The sequence below is a fragment of the Mycobacterium tuberculosis H37Rv genome, assembly GCF_000195955.2.
Classification (GTDB): Bacteria; Actinomycetota; Actinomycetes; order Mycobacteriales; family Mycobacteriaceae; genus Mycobacterium; species Mycobacterium tuberculosis.
On record NC_000962.3, the window covers coordinates 1,811,066 to 1,827,957 of the forward strand.

Genomic DNA, 16,892 nt, shown 5'->3' on the forward strand with positions numbered 1-16,892 from the left:
TGAGCCGCTTGCATCTTGAGCCTCGGTGATGACAGATCTATCCACCCCGGATCTTCCGCGCATGAGTGCTGCCATCGCCGAACCGACCAGTCACGATCCTGATTCCGGCGGCCATTTCGGCGGCCCCAGTGGTTGGGGTGGCCGCTACGTTCCCGAGGCGCTGATGGCGGTGATCGAAGAGGTCACCGCCGCCTACCAAAAGGAGCGCGTCAGCCAGGACTTTCTGGACGACCTAGACAGGCTGCAGGCGAACTATGCGGGCCGGCCTTCGCCGCTTTACGAGGCGACCCGGTTGAGCCAGCACGCTGGGTCGGCGCGAATCTTTCTGAAGCGAGAAGACCTGAACCATACTGGTTCTCACAAGATCAACAACGTGCTCGGGCAGGCACTGCTGGCGCGCAGGATGGGCAAGACCCGGGTGATCGCCGAGACCGGTGCCGGCCAGCACGGGGTCGCCACGGCCACCGCATGCGCATTGCTCGGCCTGGACTGTGTCATCTACATGGGGGGCATCGACACCGCCCGTCAGGCGCTAAACGTGGCCCGGATGCGATTGCTGGGTGCCGAAGTCGTCGCGGTTCAGACGGGCTCGAAAACGCTCAAAGACGCCATCAATGAGGCGTTCCGGGATTGGGTTGCCAACGCCGACAACACCTACTACTGCTTTGGTACTGCGGCCGGACCGCATCCGTTTCCAACCATGGTGCGCGATTTCCAGCGAATCATCGGCATGGAGGCACGTGTGCAGATCCAGGGTCAGGCCGGTCGGCTGCCTGACGCCGTCGTCGCGTGCGTTGGTGGCGGGTCCAATGCCATTGGTATTTTTCATGCGTTTCTCGATGACCCAGGCGTACGGCTGGTCGGATTCGAGGCAGCCGGCGACGGCGTTGAGACCGGCCGGCATGCCGCGACATTCACCGCTGGTTCGCCCGGGGCATTTCACGGATCGTTCTCGTACTTGCTGCAAGACGAGGACGGTCAGACCATTGAATCCCATTCAATTTCCGCGGGTCTGGATTATCCGGGGGTGGGCCCGGAACATGCGTGGCTCAAGGAGGCCGGGCGTGTCGATTATCGGCCGATCACCGACTCCGAGGCGATGGACGCGTTTGGCCTGCTGTGTCGCATGGAAGGCATCATCCCGGCTATTGAATCCGCGCACGCGGTGGCCGGCGCCCTCAAGCTAGGTGTTGAGTTGGGAAGGGGCGCGGTGATTGTGGTGAACCTGTCGGGACGTGGCGACAAAGATGTCGAGACGGCCGCGAAATGGTTTGGCTTGCTGGGCAACGACTGATGGTGGCGGTGGAACAGAGCGAAGCAAGTAGGCTCGGGCCGGTTTTCGATTCCTGCCGTGCAAACAACCGCGCGGCATTGATTGGTTACTTGCCGACCGGGTACCCGGACGTGCCAGCGTCGGTGGCCGCGATGACAGCGCTAGTTGAATCCGGTTGCGACATTATCGAAGTCGGGGTTCCGTATTCGGACCCGGGCATGGACGGCCCCACCATCGCCAGGGCAACCGAGGCGGCGCTCCGTGGCGGGGTGCGAGTCCGGGATACGTTAGCCGCGGTCGAGGCCATCAGTATCGCCGGCGGGCGTGCGGTAGTGATGACCTACTGGAATCCGGTGCTGCGCTATGGGGTTGATGCATTCGCGCGGGATCTGGCGGCGGCCGGAGGACTCGGCCTGATCACTCCTGACCTCATTCCCGACGAGGCGCAACAGTGGCTGGCGGCATCCGAAGAGCATCGGTTGGATCGCATTTTCTTGGTCGCGCCGTCCTCGACACCGGAGCGGTTGGCGGCCACCGTCGAGGCTTCACGCGGGTTCGTCTACGCGGCGTCGACGATGGGGGTGACCGGGGCGCGGGATGCGGTGTCGCAGGCGGCACCCGAACTGGTGGGCCGGGTGAAGGCGGTGTCTGACATACCGGTGGGCGTCGGTCTGGGTGTGCGGTCGCGCGCTCAAGCCGCGCAGATCGCCCAATACGCCGACGGTGTCATCGTTGGTTCCGCATTGGTGACGGCGCTAACCGAGGGGTTGCCTAGATTGCGGGCACTGACCGGAGAGCTCGCTGCCGGGGTACGACTAGGGATGTCCGCATGATGCGGATGTTGCCCAGCTATATCCCCAGCCCACCGCGCGGGGTTTGGTACCTGGGCCCGCTACCCGTCCGCGCCTACGCAGTTTGCGTTATCACCGGCATCATTGTCGCACTGCTGATCGGGGATCGCCGGTTGACAGCCCGCGGCGGCGAGCGCGGCATGACCTACGACATCGCCTTGTGGGCCGTGCCTTTCGGCCTGATTGGCGGCAGGCTCTATCACCTGGCTACCGACTGGCGGACATATTTCGGTGACGGTGGTGCCGGGCTGGCCGCGGCACTGCGAATCTGGGATGGGGGCCTGGGCATCTGGGGTGCGGTAACCCTTGGTGTCATGGGCGCGTGGATTGGCTGCCGGCGTTGTGGAATCCCGCTGCCCGTCTTGCTTGATGCGGTGGCGCCTGGTGTCGTGTTGGCGCAGGCTATCGGTCGGCTCGGAAACTACTTCAATCAAGAGCTCTACGGCCGGGAAACCACTATGCCGTGGGGTTTGGAGATCTTCTACCGCCGGGACCCCTCCGGATTCGACGTCCCGAATTCGCTGGACGGCGTCTCGACGGGTCAGGTGGCGTTCGTCGTGCAGCCAACGTTCCTCTACGAATTGATCTGGAATGTTTTGGTATTCGTCGCATTGATCTACATTGACCGCCGGTTCATCATCGGCCACGGGCGACTGTTTGGGTTCTATGTCGCTTTCTACTGCGCCGGGCGATTCTGTGTTGAGCTGCTGCGTGACGATCCCGCCACGCTTATTGCCGGCATCCGGATCAATTCGTTCACGTCCACCTTCGTGTTTATCGGGGCCGTGGTGTACATCATCTTGGCGCCGAAGGGGCGCGAGGCTCCTGGGGCCCTGCGTGGCAGCGAGTATGTTGTTGATGAGGCGCTGGAACGTGAACCGGCTGAACTCGCCGCCGCTGCTGTGGCCTCCGCTGCGAGCGCTGTGGGGCCGGTTGGCCCGGGGGAACCGAACCAACCCGACGATGTGGCGGAAGCGGTGAAAGCCGAAGTCGCCGAGGTCACCGATGAAGTGGCCGCGGAATCCGTTGTCCAAGTAGCAGACCGGGATGGTGAGTCAACCCCCGCTGTCGAGGAGACCTCCGAAGCCGATATCGAGCGGGAACAACCGGGCGACCTCGCGGGCCAGGCGCCAGCCGCGCACCAGGTCGACGCCGAAGCTGCATCGGCCGCGCCCGAGGAGCCGGCAGCGTTGGCTTCGGAGGCACACGACGAAACCGAGCCCGAGGTGCCCGAGAAGGCGGCGCCCATCCCCGATCCGGCCAAGCCGGATGAATTGGCGGTCGCCGGACCTGGGGACGACCCTGCTGAGCCGGACGGCATTCGACGGCAAGACGATTTCAGCTCGAGACGCCGCCGTTGGTGGCGGCTTCGACGGCGTCGACAATGACGACCCACGACGGCACTGCCTGGTCGCCGGTGCTGGACTCAATAGACCGCCGATCGGGCGGCCGTTGCCGCAGCCGGAACGATGCGCCGACGAAGTTCCCGGTCACAAAATGGCCACCGGCTGGAACGGTAATCAGCCGAACCCCGACGCGCTTACGAGCCAGACCACTAAGCCCAGTAGGCTAGCAAGCCCGGCAGGTTCCATATTTTTTCGCAACCCGGACGCGCACGCGACGCCGGGGCGCTGCCTCCGATGCCCGACCGCCACATGAATATCTGTCCGTACCGCTCTTTCGTCACGTCCGCAACACTGGCCTTCGCCGTCGGCGATGGTCGCTGTGCCCAGCTAAGCGCGACAACTCGGTTTCTGCAGGTCAACGCCCGCCTCCAATCCCGCACAGCCGCGACCAACTCGGGAACAAAACCGCCGGTCAGGCAGCTGTCGCTGAGAGCCGGGCACATCGGGTGTCGCCCGGTGCAGTGACACATGTGAGAGTTGTGGCCGTGCGATGTGCCCGACCCTCGGTGCGCACCAATTTGAGCCAACTCAGGAAATGAATCTCTGAGCGGAGGTGCACCGGTTGCCCGCCTCACAACGACATGCTGAGGCGCACACGGTCGCTCGCAGCCGGGCACAACGAACACTCCTGCTCTGCCGCGCCGATGTTGGGAACGCATGGGCCTACGGCCGGCACGGGTCGTGCGCCCGGCTCGATCTGGCATGCTGAAAGGCGTGACCGATCCCCTGCAGCACGGTGCCTTCGAGCCGGGCTGGCAATCCGCACCACCCGGATATCCACCGCCTTATCCGCAATATCCGGGGCCTGGCTCTTACTTTGACCCGTTCGCGCCATATGGTCGCCATCCGGTCACCGGCCAACCATTTTCCGACAAATCGAAGACTGTTGCCGGCCTGTTGCAGTTGCTTGGACTGTTCGGCATCGCCGGGATCGGGCGAATCTACCTGGGCCATACCGGCCTGGGCATCGCGCAGCTGCTGGTGGGCTGGGTGACGTGCGGTTTGGGCGCCGTCATCTGGGGCGTCATTGACGCCCTGCTGATATTGACCGACAAAGTCGGCGACCCTTGGGGTCGTCCCTTGCGCGATGGAAGCTAGCGGGCGTCAACGTCGCTACGCCGCGGCCGGTTCGGTCGTGCTATTGGCCGGCGCGCTTGGCTACATCGGACTTGTCGACCCGCACAACTCGAATTCGCTATATCCACCGTGCCTATTCAAGTTGCTTACGGGCTGGAACTGCCCCGCGTGCGGGGGTCTGCGGATGATCCACGATCTGCTACACGGTGAGCTGGCGGCCAGCATCAACGACAATGTCTTTCTGCTTGTCGGCGTCCCAGTGCTGGCCAGTTGGGTCCTGCTGCGCCGCCGCCACGGCGACTTGGCGCTCCCGATACCGGTGATGATTGCTGTGGCGGTCGCGGTGATCGCGTGGACGGTGCTGCGCAACCTGCCAGGCTTCCCGTTAGTGCCGACGATCAGCGGATAGCCGCGCCTACCCGCGGTCTGGTTGGCTGGGCTGCCCGCGGTGGTGTTGACCGGTGTGCCGACCCGGCGGTGCCGGCCCTACCGCCGTCGCGACTATGCTGAGTCGTCGTGACGAGACGCGGGAAAATCGTCTGCACTCTCGGGCCGGCCACCCAGCGGGACGACCTGGTCAGAGCGCTGGTCGAGGCCGGAATGGACGTCGCCCGAATGAACTTCAGCCACGGCGACTACGACGATCACAAGGTCGCCTATGAGCGGGTCCGGGTAGCCTCCGACGCCACCGGGCGCGCGGTCGGCGTGCTCGCCGACCTGCAGGGCCCGAAGATCAGGTTGGGACGCTTCGCCTCCGGGGCCACCCACTGGGCCGAAGGCGAAACCGTCCGGATCACCGTGGGCGCCTGCGAGGGCAGCCACGATCGGGTGTCCACCACCTACAAGCGGCTAGCCCAGGACGCGGTGGCCGGTGACCGGGTGCTGGTCGACGACGGCAAAGTCGCATTGGTGGTCGACGCCGTCGAGGGCGACGACGTGGTCTGCACCGTCGTCGAAGGCGGCCCGGTCAGCGACAACAAGGGCATCTCGTTGCCCGGAATGAACGTGACCGCGCCGGCCCTGTCGGAGAAGGACATCGAGGATCTCACGTTCGCGCTGAACCTCGGCGTCGACATGGTGGCGCTTTCCTTCGTCCGCTCCCCGGCCGATGTCGAACTGGTCCACGAGGTGATGGATCGGATCGGGCGACGGGTGCCGGTGATCGCCAAGCTGGAGAAGCCGGAAGCCATCGACAATCTCGAAGCGATCGTGCTGGCGTTCGACGCCGTCATGGTCGCTCGGGGCGACCTAGGTGTTGAGCTGCCGCTCGAAGAGGTCCCGCTGGTACAGAAGCGAGCCATCCAGATGGCCCGGGAGAACGCCAAGCCGGTCATTGTGGCGACCCAGATGCTCGACTCGATGATCGAGAACTCGCGGCCGACCCGAGCTGAGGCCTCCGACGTCGCCAACGCGGTGCTCGATGGCGCCGACGCGCTGATGCTGTCCGGGGAAACCTCGGTAGGGAAGTACCCCCTTGCTGCGGTCCGGACAATGTCGCGCATCATCTGCGCGGTCGAGGAGAACTCCACGGCCGCACCGCCGTTGACACACATTCCCCGGACCAAGCGTGGGGTCATCTCGTATGCGGCCCGTGACATCGGCGAACGACTCGACGCCAAGGCCTTGGTGGCCTTCACTCAGTCCGGTGATACCGTGCGGCGACTGGCCCGCCTGCATACCCCGCTGCCGCTGCTGGCCTTCACCGCGTGGCCCGAGGTGCGCAGCCAACTGGCGATGACCTGGGGCACCGAGACGTTCATCGTGCCGAAGATGCAGTCCACCGATGGCATGATCCGCCAGGTCGACAAATCGCTGCTCGAACTCGCCCGCTACAAGCGTGGTGACTTGGTGGTCATCGTCGCGGGTGCGCCGCCAGGCACAGTGGGTTCGACCAACCTGATCCACGTGCACCGGATCGGGGAAGATGACGTCTAGCCGGGTCGTGCCGGACGGTAAACCCATGTCCGACTTCGATGAACTACTGGCGGTATTGGACCTCAACGCCGTCGCAAGCGACCTGTTCACCGGATCCCACCCCAGCAAAAACCCGCTCCGGACATTTGGTGGCCAGCTCATGGCGCAGTCATTCGTCGCGAGCAGCCGAACGCTAACCCGCCACCACCTACCGCCCAGCGCATTCTCGGTGCACTTCATCAACGGCGGTGACACGGCCAAGGACATCGAGTTCCAGGTGATACGACTGCGCGATGAGCGGCGCTTCGCCAACCGGCGCGTCGATGCGGTACAGGACGGCACGTTGCTGTCCTCGGCGATGGTGTCTTACATGGCCGGTGGTCGCGGGCACGAGCATGCGCTGGATCCGCCGCAGGTGGCCGAGCCTCATACCCGGCCGCCGATCGGTGAGCTGTTGCGCGGTTACGAGGAGACCGTCCCGCATTTTGTCAACGCGCTGCAACCGATCGAATGGCGCTACGCCAACGACCCGGCCTGGATAATGCGGGACAAGGGCGATCGGCTTGCCTACAACCGGGTCTGGGTCAAGGCACTAGGGGAGATGCCCGACGACCCGGTGCTGCACACGGCGACACTGTTGTACTCCTCGGACACCACCGTGCTGGACTCGGTCATTACCACCCATGGTCTGTCCTGGGGCTTCGATCGCATCTTTGCGGCCTCTGCCAACCACTCGGTGTGGTTTCACCGGCAGGTCAACTTCGATGATTGGGTGCTCTACTCGACGTCGTCACCGGTGGCCGCCGATTCACGTGGGTTGGGTTCGGGGCACTTTTTTGATCGCTCGGGGAAGCTCATCGCAACTGTGGTGCAGGAAGGTGTGTTGAAGTATTTTCCCGCCACCCCTGACAGTGCGGCAGGACGCTCGTAGGATTCCGGGTCAGCACGGCTGTGATCAGGCGTAACGTTCCTGGTAGCCAGATGACCGATGGTGGCAGCGGCCGGCGAGCCGCTGAATTGCCAGCGAGCGAACCCGGAGGTGACTGTGAAGCTGCCGTCGGCCGATGTGGTACCGAGGCTCCGTGGTCGCCAGCGTGTAGTCGTGCACGTCGATTCCCGCACGGCCCGCTGTGTCGGCGCGCTGGCGCTGGTGTGCGCGGCCTGCTGGCTGATCGCGCTGCTCGCCGGCGACTACCGGCACGCCCAGTGGGCGGTCGCCGGCCGGTTGGGCTGGTCGCTGACGGTCCTGGCTGCGGTGGCATTCATTGCTCGCGGCATCTTCCTGGGCCGCCCGGTCACGGCCATGCATGCGACCGCGGCCGGCCTATTTTTGCTCGCCGGACTGGCTGCCCACGTGTTGGTCGCAGATCTGCTCGGTGAGATTCTGATAGCCGGTTCGGGATGGGCACTGATGTGGCCGACGTCGGCGCATCCGCGACCCGAAGATCTGCCCCGCGTGTGGGCGTTGATCAATGCCACCCGCGCGGACTCGCTTGCTCCGTTTGCCATGCAGGCGGGCAAGAGCCATCACTTCAGCGCGGCCGGCACCGCGGCTCTGGCGTATCGGACCCGTATCGGCTATGCGGTGGTCAGCGGCGACCCGATCGGCGACGAGGCGCAATTCCCCCAGCTGGTCGCCGACTTCGCGGCCATGTGTCACATGCACGGCTGGCGAATCGTGGTCGTGGGCTGCAGCGAACGACGGCTCGGCCTGTGGAGCGACCCCATGGTGGTCGGACAATCGTTGCGGCCCATACCGATTGGCCGGGATGTCGTCATCGACGTGTCTAACTTTGAGATGACCGGGCGTAGGTTTCGCAACCTGCGTCAGGCGGTGAAACGCACCCACAATTTCGGCGTCACGACCGAGATCGTCGCTGAACAGCAACTCGACGACCAGCGGCAGGCGGAGCTGGCCGAGGTGCTGGCGGCGTCACCTAGCGGCGCCCGCACCGATCGCGGCTTTTGCATGAACCTGGACGGCGTGCTGGAGGGTCGATACCCCGGAATACAACTGATCATCGCGCGAGACGCATCGGGTCGGGTGCAGGGTTTCCACCGGTACGCGACCGCCGGCGGCGGCAGCGACATGTCTCTGGATGTACCGTGGCGGCGCCGCGGGGCCCCGAACGGGATCGATGAGCGGCTCAGCGCTGACATGATTGCGGCCGCCAAAGATGCTGGGGTACAACGGTTGTCACTGGCATTCGCCGCGTTCCCCGACCTTTTCGGCGCCAACCAGCTCGGCCGCCTGCAGCGTGTCTGCCGTGCGTTGATCCATATCCTCGATCCGTTGATCGCTCTCGAGTCGTTATACCGATACCTGCGCAAGTTCCACGCGCTGGATGAGCGGCGTTACGTGCTGATATCGATGACTCAGGTCTTTGCGCTGGCGTTGGTGTTGTTGTCGCTGGAGTTCGTCCCGCGGCGGCGACATCTCTGATCCGTCGCTATGGACAGCTCGGCGCATTGAATGTCGTTGGGCAGGTGGTGGGTGGCTACCACCACGGTCCGCATAGCGCTCATGATCCCGGAGTTCGGGGCCAGCAGATCGCGCAGAAGGTCGGCGTTGGCGGCGTCGAGGTGTTCGACAGGTTCGTCGAGCAACACGATCCGAGCCGGGGAAAGCACCGCCCGGGCGAGCAGCAACCTTCTGCGCTGACCCGCCGAGACCGCTTGCGCGCCACCGATCAACACCGTCGACAACCCCTCGGGCAGGCCGGCGAGCCAGCCGCACAGGCCGACCCGATCCAGGGCCTCGATCAGTTCGTCATCGGGGCAGTCTCCTCGGGCGGTCAGCAAGTTGTCCCGAACGGTGGTAGCAAAGATATGCGCATCTTCAGCGAAAAAGCTGACAGCGCTGCGTAATTCATCCTCATCGAAGTCGCTCAGGTTAGTTCCGTCCAGCAACACCCGGCCGTGCACCGGCGGCAGCAAGCCGGCCAGCGTCATCAACAGCGTCGTCTTGCCGGCGCCGCTCGCGCCGGTGACGGCCAGCCGGGCACCCGGCGGTAGGTCAATCGTCACCCGGATCGACTGCGCCTCTTGGTGACCGCAACACACGTCGGCCGCTAGCACCCCGGTACCTACCGGCAGTCGCGCCGACACCGTGGATTCGGTCTCGCGGACCCGGTTTGACCCAGTCAGGTCGAGCAGACGAGCCGCCGCGATGCGCGACCGTGTCAACTGGACGGCGGCGGCGGGTAGTGCAACGGTCGCCTCGAATGCGGACAGCGGCAACAACATCAGGATGGCCAGTGTTGTGGGCGCGACCGTGGGGGCCATGCCGATCCCGGCCACCACGGCGCCCAGCAGGCTGGCCCCGATCGCCGCGGTCGGCATGGCCTCGGCGATCGCCCCCGTTCGTGCGGCGGCGTCGAGCGCATCGGCCCAGGCATGTTGGCGCCGTTGTGAGTCGGCGATGACGTTGCGTAGGGCACCGGCGACACGAAGCTCGGGGGCATGCTCAAGGGCGATCATCGCCGACGTGTCGCGCATGCCCCGATGTTGGCGGGCGATCGCTTCCTGCGCTGCGGCGGTTCTGCCGGCAAGCCAGGGCGCAACAACGCCGGCAACCAAAAGGCAGACCGCCAGTACCACGGCGGCTGGCACCGAAACGGCCGCGACGACCGCGGTCGCGGCTACTGCCAGCACCGCTGCGACGGCTATCGGCACCAGAGCACGCACCAGCATGTTGGCCAGTTCGTCGACGTCCGCGCCGACGCGTGCTGCCAGGTCCCCGCTGTGCAGCCCGACGGCGGCCGCCGCCGGTCCGTGGGCCAGCCGGTGATAGATAAGGGTGCGGGCCCGGCCGGCGGCCCGCAACGCGGTGTCGTGGGTGGCCAGTCGCTCGCAGTAGTGCAGCACGCCGCGCGAAATCGCGAACGCCCGCACCGCCACGACCGCCACCGACAGGTCCAGGACGGGCGGCATCTGCCAGGCCCGAGTGATCAGCCAGGCCGACACCCCGGCCAGGGCCAGCGCGCTGCCCAGCGACAGCACGCCCAGCGCGACGGCCGCCAAGATCCGGGGCAACCGGGGACCCAACAGCCCAGACGCGGCCAGCAGGTCCCGCTGGCGGCGACTCACAGCACTCGGTCGGTTCATCGTCGGAAACCATCCGAGTTCACTTCGACGACCCGGTCACCGGCCGCGGCGACCTGCTGGCGATGGGCGACGACCAGCACCGTCGCACCCGCGCGGGCACGCTCGACAATGGCGCCCAACACGTGTTGTTCGGTGCGGGCGTCCAGGTGCGCGGTGGGCTCGTCGAGCAGCAGCACCGCAGCCGGTGATCCGAGCGCGCGGGCCAGGCCCAGCCGTTGCCGCTGCCCCAGGGATAACCCGACACCACCGCGCCCCAGCACGGTATCCAGCCCGCGGGGCAACTCGTCTAGTACAGCGTCGAATCCGGCTGCTGCGCAGGCACGCTCGAGATCATCCACAGGGCCCAGCAGAACCAGGTTGTGGCGGACGGTTCCTGGGACCAGCACCGGCCGCTGCGGCAGCCACGACAGTTGCCGCCACCAGGCAGCCGGTGCCAGGTTGGTGACGTCGACTCCGGCGACCGTGATTCGTCCTGACGACGGTGCGGTGAGCCCGGCGATCGCTTGCAGCGTAGTGCTCTTGCCGGCGCCGTTTCGGCCGGTCAGCACCGTCACCCGACCGGGTTCGATGTCTGCGGTGAGATCATACGGTGCGCGGCCGTCGCGGCCTCTGACACTGAGTCTCTCCAGGCGAATCACCCCGCCGCGCGCGGTGACCGTTCGTCGGCCGGGTGTTGGTGAGGGTGACTCGCCGAGGAGGGCGAATGCCTTGTCGGCCGCGGTTCTGCCGTCAGCTGCGGCATGAAACTGGACCCCAACGCGACGCAGCGGCCAGTACACCTCCGGCGCCAATAGCAGCACCGTCAAACCGGCCGTCAGGCTCATCTCCCCGAAGACCAGCCGTAGCCCGATGCCCACCGCGACCAGGGCCACGCCCAGCGTGGCCAGCAATTCGAGCACCAGGGCCGACAAGAACGCGATCCGCAGCGTCGCCATCGCCGACCGCCGGTGGTCAGCAGACAGTTCCGCGATGCGTTGTTCCGGGCCGGAAGCACGGCCCAGCGCCCGCAGGGTGGGGATGCCGGCAATCAGGTCTAACAACCGGGCCTGGACGGCGGTCATGGCCGCCAGCGCGGCCGCCGAGGGGTTAGTGGTAGCCAGCCCGATCAGCACCATGAAGATCGGTATCAGGGGCAGTGTGATCACCACAATGGCCATTGACTTCAAGTCATAGAGCCCGATCACGGCGACGGTGGCCGGGGTCAGGATCGCGGCCAGCAGCAACGTGGGCAAATAGCCGGTGAAGTAGGGCCGCAAGCCGTCCAGGCCCCGGGTAATCAGCACCGCGGCGGCGTCTCGCTGCGCAGCCAGTTGGCTGGGTCGGCGGGCGGTTACCGCGGTCAGCACCTGACCGGACAGGTCGGCGATCACTGCGCTGGCGCCGCGCTGGGCCAGGCGCGCTTGTAGCCACTGAATCGACGCACGCAACCCCCACAGCACCAACAGGATTGACAGTGGCCCTAGCCAACGACGCAGGCCAGCCATCCCAGGGTTGGCGGGGTCGATGACGCCGGCGACGATGCTTGCCAACACGATCGCCGAGCCGATGGCGCAGCCGGAGATCCCGACCCCGCAGGCCACCGTGCTGAGTAGATAGCGGCGCAGCGCCGCCGATGCCTGCCACAGCCGCGGATCCAGGGGCGCCCGGGTTCCCCGGGCCTTGGTGCTCAGGGCGCGCGCCTCGCCAGACCGGTGGGTGGAGGTATCCGTTCAGCTGAGATCCGTTGCCGGAAAACCCAATACGTCCATGTCTGGTACGCCACCGTCAGTGGAGCGAAGAACGCGGTCACCCACGTCATGATCTTGAGGGTGTACGGGGTCGACGACGCGTTATGGATCGTTAGGCTCCACTGCGGGTTCAGGGTTGAGGGCACCAGGTTCGGGTACAGCGCGCCGAACAGCAGCACCACCACAGCCGCCACGACTATCAACGTGCACATGAACGCCCAGCCGTCGGACACCCGCCGCCACACTAAGACCGTCGCCGCCGCCTGCGCGCACCCCGCAACTGCCAGCACCAGCCACGTCCAGTCTTTGCCGTATGCCAGTTGCGTCCAAAGTCCAAAGCCCGCAACCAGTCCCGCCACAGGAAGCGAAAGCCATACGGCGAATCGGTAGGCATCGTCGCGGATCGGCCCGGAGGTTTTCAAAGCGATGAACACCGCGCCGTAGAGCGAGAACAGTCCGGCGGTCGCCAGACCGCCCAGCAGGGTGTAGGCGTTGAGCACGTCGGGAATCGACAGGGCAACATGACCGTTCGCGTCTACCGGGAGTCCGCGGACCAGAATGGCGAACGCCACACCCCACAACAGGGCAGGCAGCCAGGATCCCGCCGCGATCCCGAAGTCTGCCCCGGTCCGCCATTTCGGGTCGTCGATCTTGCCGCGCCATTCGATGGCGACGGCGCGCAGGATCATACCGAACAGGATCGCCAGCAGCGGCAGATACAGCGCGGAGAACACGGTCGCGTACCAGCCGGGAAACGCGGCGAATATGGCCGCGCCGGCGGTGATCAGCCAGACTTCGTTGCCGTCCCAGACCGGTCCGATGGTGTTGAGTGCCGTGCGCCGGTGGGTCTCCGGATCGCCCATACCGACATGAGCGAACGGCGCCATCAGCATGCCCACGCCGAAGTCGAACCCTTCTAGGATGAAGAAACCGAGGAACAGCGCTGCGATGACACCGAACCACAATTCTTGGAGTACCACCGGCTGCTCCTTTCCGGGGTCAGTTGGCCTCAGTAAGCAAACGACAATGGTGCTACCTCGTCGTCGCGGGGTGCCCCGTGCGCAGCCGGTTCCGCGTCGTGTTCCAGGGGGCCTTCGACGATGTAACGCTTGAGCAGCCAGCACCAGATGACCGCAAGTACCGCGTAGACCAAGGTGAACATCAGCAAAGACGTGGCGACCACGGTGGCGGAGTGATCCGAGACGCCTGCTTTGACGGTGAGTCGAACCAGCTGATCACCGGTCGGGTTAGGGACGACGACCCAGGGCTGGCGCCCCATCTCGGTGAACACCCATCCGGCGCTGTTGGCCAGGAACGGGGCGGGCATGGTTAGCAGCGCCAGCCAGGAGAACCAGCGTTGATTGGGGATCTGGCCGCCACGGGTGAGCCAGAGCGCAATCAGTGCGAACAGCACCGGGATCGCCATCAACCCGATCATCATGCGAAATGACCAGTAGGTGACGAAGAGGTTGGGCCGGTAGTCGTTTGGTCCGAAGCGCTGCTGGTATTCCTGCTGCAGATCGCGGATACCCTGCAACGTCACACCGCTGATCCGGCCCTCGGCGAGGAACGGCAACACATAGGGCACTTCGATGACACGGGTGAGGCTGTCGCAGTTGTTTTGCCGGCCGACCGTCAGGACAGAGAAGTTTGGATCTGTCTGGGTATCGCACAACGATTCGGCCGACGCCATCTTCATCGGCTGCTGCTGGAACATCAGCTTGCCTTGGTGGTCGCCGGTGAACAACAACCCGGCCGTGGCGGCCAACGCAACCCAACACCCCAGGATGGTCGCGGGACGATACATGGCTTGGGTATCTGAGTCGGCGTGCGTGGTGCTCGAACGGACCAGCCACCAGGCGCTCACCGCGGCGACGAAGGTCCCGGCGGTCAGCAGCGCACCGCTGACAGTGTGGGTAAACGCCGCCTGTGCGGTGTTGTTGGTCAGCAGCACGACGATGCTGCTCAACTCGGCACGCCCGGTGGTCGGGTTGTAGTGCGCGCCGACCGGATGCTGCATGAAGGAGTTTGCCGCGATGATGAAGAACGCGGACACGTTGACCGCGATTGCGACGATCCAGATGCAGGCCAGATGCACCAGCCGGGGCAGCCTGTTCCAGCCGAAGATCCACAACCCGATGAAGGTGGATTCGAAGAAGAAGGCCGCCAGGCCCTCCATGGCCAGCGGGGCGCCGAAGACATCGCCGACGAATCGGGAGTACTCGCTCCAGTTCATGCCGAACTGAAATTCCTGCACGATTCCGGTCGCCACGCCGATGGCAAAGTTGATCAGGAACAATTTGCCGAAGAATTTGGTGAGGCGATACCAGGCGGGGTTATCGGTGACGACCCACAGCGTTTGCATGACCGCGATCAGCGGGGCCAGGCCGATGGTCAGCGGTACGAAAATGAAGTGATAGACGGTGGTGATACCGAACTGCCACCGCGAAATGTCGACGACATTCATCTGTCATCTCCGGAGATACTACGGGGCCGACTGATTTGGCTACGACGAAGTGTAGTAGGCACGAGTGGGCCCGCGCTACTGGCAATCGTGGGTGCACCGCGATTCTGCGGTCAGCCGAGCGTCTGCGAAGCCTTGCGGATGGCGAACGACGACGCGATCTCGCATGTGCCGATCACCACGAGCCAGATGCCGACGACCAACGCCAGTATCCAGATGGACTCGAACGGCGATGCCATCACCACAATGCCGGCGATGAGGCTGATCACGCCGACGAAGATGGACCATCCCCGTCCCGGCAGCATCGGATCACTAATCGCCGAAACCGTGGTGGCGACGCCGCGGAAGATGAACCCGATGCCGATCCAGATGGCCAGCAACAGAACCGCGTCACCGAAATGGCGAAAGGCCAGCACAGCCAGGATGAGTGAGGCGGCACCGCTGATGAACAACAGGATCCGGCCGCCCGCCGAAACATGCAGGCTGAACGCGAACGCAACCTGAGCGACACCGGTAATCAGGAGGTAGACACCGAACGCCATGGCAGCAACGAGAATGGATATTCCTGGCCAGGCCAGCACCAGGACGCCCAGGATCAGCGACAGAATTCCCGATGCCAGAGTGGACTTCCAGAGATGCGGCAACAACCTTGGGAGAGGGCTCACGACAGGGCTTGGTTCCATGGGCGCAGTGTGACACATGTAGCGGCCCCGGGATAGCGCTTGGCGGTCAGACCCCTGCCGTGCGGGGTTCGGCCCCGCGCACCTCGCCGGGATCTGCGGCTACCTTGCGGCCGATGAGGTACCACGTGCGCATTACGCCTTTCCCCTTGACGTTTATGTGGCCGCGCTCGCGCAACACGAAGTCGTCCTTGAGACGCTCGTAAACCTCGTCTGGCACCTGAATTTGCCCCACCGAATCGGTGGATTCCATCCGCGACGCGACATTGACCGCGTCGCCCCACACGTCGTAGAAGAACCGTCGAGAACCCACCACACCCGCCACCACCGGGCCGGTGGCCAGGCCCACCCGCAGCGGCACCGGGTTGCCGCGTGGATCCTTCAATTGCGCTGCGACATTGGTCATGTCGAGCGCAAAGTCCGCCAGTGCTTGCGTATGGTCAGGCCGGGGCCGCGGAACGCCGCTGACAACCATGTAGGAGTCCCCGCTGACCTTGATTTTCTCCAGCCCGTGCTGGTCGACCAGCTCGTCGAAAGCGCTGTAGAGGCGGTCCAGGAACCGGACCAGGTCCGCCGGCGCGGTGCTACTGGCGCGTTCGGTGAACCCGACGATGTCGGCGAACAGCACCGAGGCCTCGTCGTATTTATCGGCGATGATGTTTCGCTCGGGTTCTTTAAGCCGCTCGGCGATGCTGGCCGGCAACATGTTGGCCAGCAGTGCTTCGGAGCGGTCGTGCTCCGCCTCCATGACCGCCTCCGCGCGCGCAGTATCACGCAGCGCGAACCACACCGTTGCGACCGCTACCCCGCAGGCGGAGACGGTCGTGAGGACGAAACTTACCGACATGGCCCAGGGCGGCTGAAGCCCAGTATCGGGCGGGACCAGGAACTCCAGGGCAATCACCAGACCGGCGGCGACCGCCGCTAGGCCCACCGCTAACGCGGTGTGTTCGATGCCGACCAGCAACACCACCAACGCGGCGGCTACCAAGAAGAAGAACTGGGCACCCGCGTCGGTGCCCACATCCCAGCCGATGGCGAAGATCGCCACATAGGCGGTGCCGATGAACGTAAGCGGTGCCACCAATCCCCCGAAGCGATGTAGCAGGGGCACGATCGCGAAAGTAACCGCGGTGAAGACGTTGATCAGGGCGATGTACCAGCCCCCGGCCCCGGTCGCTAGTTGCATTAGCGCGAAGCTCCCGGTTACCACGACAGCGAGCCAGGCGGTGATGGTAAGCACGCGCTGCCGCCGCGCGACGCTTTCGGCGTAGTGCTGCGTGGGAGCGCGGGCCTGAGTGCGCACGGCCGTGACACAGTCTGGGCGTCGTGTCGAGCCATCCGCTGCTATCGGTGGGGCGCCGCATTTTCTTGCCGCCACGAACTAAAGCCT

Annotated in this window: 14 protein-coding genes; 8 read left to right on the forward strand and 6 right to left on the reverse strand. The window is 65.2% G+C overall.

Annotated features, from left to right (window positions below):
- Positions 1–61 precede the first annotated feature (61 nt).
- The 8 genes from trpB to Rv1619 all read left to right on the forward strand — a co-directional run bounded on the left by trpB (position 62) and on the right by Rv1619 (position 8,964).
- A complete protein-coding gene (gene trpB / locus Rv1612) occupies positions 62–1,294 on the forward strand; it encodes a tryptophan synthase subunit beta (protein ID NP_216128.1) in 1,233 nt (410 codons plus the stop codon).
- Positions 1,294–2,106, forward strand: a complete 813-nt coding sequence (gene trpA / locus Rv1613) for a tryptophan synthase subunit alpha (RefSeq protein ID NP_216129.1) — start codon at positions 1,294–1,296, stop codon at positions 2,104–2,106. Before trpB ends, trpA begins: the two co-directional genes overlap by 1 nt.
- The gene (gene lgt / locus Rv1614) at positions 2,106–3,512 is read left to right on the forward strand and encodes a prolipoprotein diacylglyceryl transferase (RefSeq protein NP_216130.1); all 1,407 of its coding nucleotides are present in this window, start codon (positions 2,106–2,108) and stop codon (positions 3,510–3,512) included. The genes trpA and lgt overlap by 1 nt, the downstream gene beginning before the upstream one ends.
- 675 nt (positions 3,513–4,187) lie before the next feature.
- Complete coding sequence (locus Rv1615; protein ID NP_216131.1) at positions 4,188–4,628, forward strand: membrane protein; 441 nt, start codon at positions 4,188–4,190, stop codon at positions 4,626–4,628.
- Complete coding sequence (locus Rv1616) at positions 4,618–5,016, forward strand: hypothetical protein (RefSeq protein ID NP_216132.1); 399 nt, start codon at positions 4,618–4,620, stop codon at positions 5,014–5,016. The genes Rv1615 and Rv1616 overlap by 11 nt, the downstream gene beginning before the upstream one ends.
- Before the next feature lie 107 nt (positions 5,017–5,123).
- The gene (gene pykA, locus Rv1617; RefSeq protein ID NP_216133.1) at positions 5,124–6,542 is read left to right on the forward strand and encodes a pyruvate kinase; all 1,419 of its coding nucleotides are present in this window, start codon (positions 5,124–5,126) and stop codon (positions 6,540–6,542) included.
- Between the two features lie 7 nt (positions 6,543–6,549).
- Positions 6,550–7,452 (forward strand): acyl-CoA thioesterase II, encoded by a 903-nt coding sequence (tesB1, locus tag Rv1618; protein NP_216134.1) that lies wholly within the window; start codon positions 6,550–6,552, stop codon positions 7,450–7,452.
- A 57-nt stretch (positions 7,453–7,509) separates the two neighbouring features.
- Positions 7,510–8,964, forward strand: a complete 1,455-nt coding sequence (locus tag Rv1619) for a hypothetical protein (protein NP_216135.1) — start codon at positions 7,510–7,512, stop codon at positions 8,962–8,964.
- Here the strand turns inward: Rv1619 and cydC are convergent.
- The 6 genes from cydC to cya all read right to left on the reverse strand — a co-directional run bounded on the left by cydC (position 8,898) and on the right by cya (position 16,880).
- Entirely contained in the window at positions 8,898–10,628 is a 1,731-nt protein-coding gene (gene cydC / locus Rv1620c) for a cytochrome biosyntheisis ABC transporter ATP-binding protein/permease CydC (RefSeq protein NP_216136.1), read from the reverse strand. The genes Rv1619 and cydC overlap by 67 nt on opposite strands.
- On the reverse strand, positions 10,625–12,208 hold the full coding sequence (gene cydD, locus Rv1621c; protein NP_216137.1) for a cytochrome biosyntheisis ABC transporter ATP-binding protein/permease CydD: 1,584 nt from the start codon (positions 12,206–12,208) through the stop codon (positions 10,625–10,627). Before cydD ends, cydC begins: the two co-directional genes overlap by 4 nt.
- 86 nt (positions 12,209–12,294) lie before the next feature.
- The gene (cydB, locus tag Rv1622c) at positions 12,295–13,335 is read right to left on the reverse strand and encodes a cytochrome D ubiquinol oxidase subunit II CydB (protein NP_216138.1); all 1,041 of its coding nucleotides are present in this window, start codon (positions 13,333–13,335) and stop codon (positions 12,295–12,297) included.
- A gap of 29 nt (positions 13,336–13,364) precedes the next feature.
- Complete coding sequence (cydA, locus tag Rv1623c; RefSeq protein ID YP_177824.1) at positions 13,365–14,822, reverse strand: cytochrome D ubiquinol oxidase subunit I CydA; 1,458 nt, start codon at positions 14,820–14,822, stop codon at positions 13,365–13,367.
- Positions 14,823–14,932: 110 nt separating this feature from the next.
- Positions 14,933–15,520, reverse strand: a complete 588-nt coding sequence (locus tag Rv1624c; RefSeq protein ID NP_216140.1) for a membrane protein — start codon at positions 15,518–15,520, stop codon at positions 14,933–14,935.
- Positions 15,521–15,548: 28 nt separating this feature from the next.
- On the reverse strand, positions 15,549–16,880 hold the full coding sequence (cya, locus tag Rv1625c; RefSeq protein ID NP_216141.2) for an adenylate cyclase: 1,332 nt from the start codon (positions 16,878–16,880) through the stop codon (positions 15,549–15,551).
- Between the last annotated feature and the right edge of the window lie 12 nt (positions 16,881–16,892).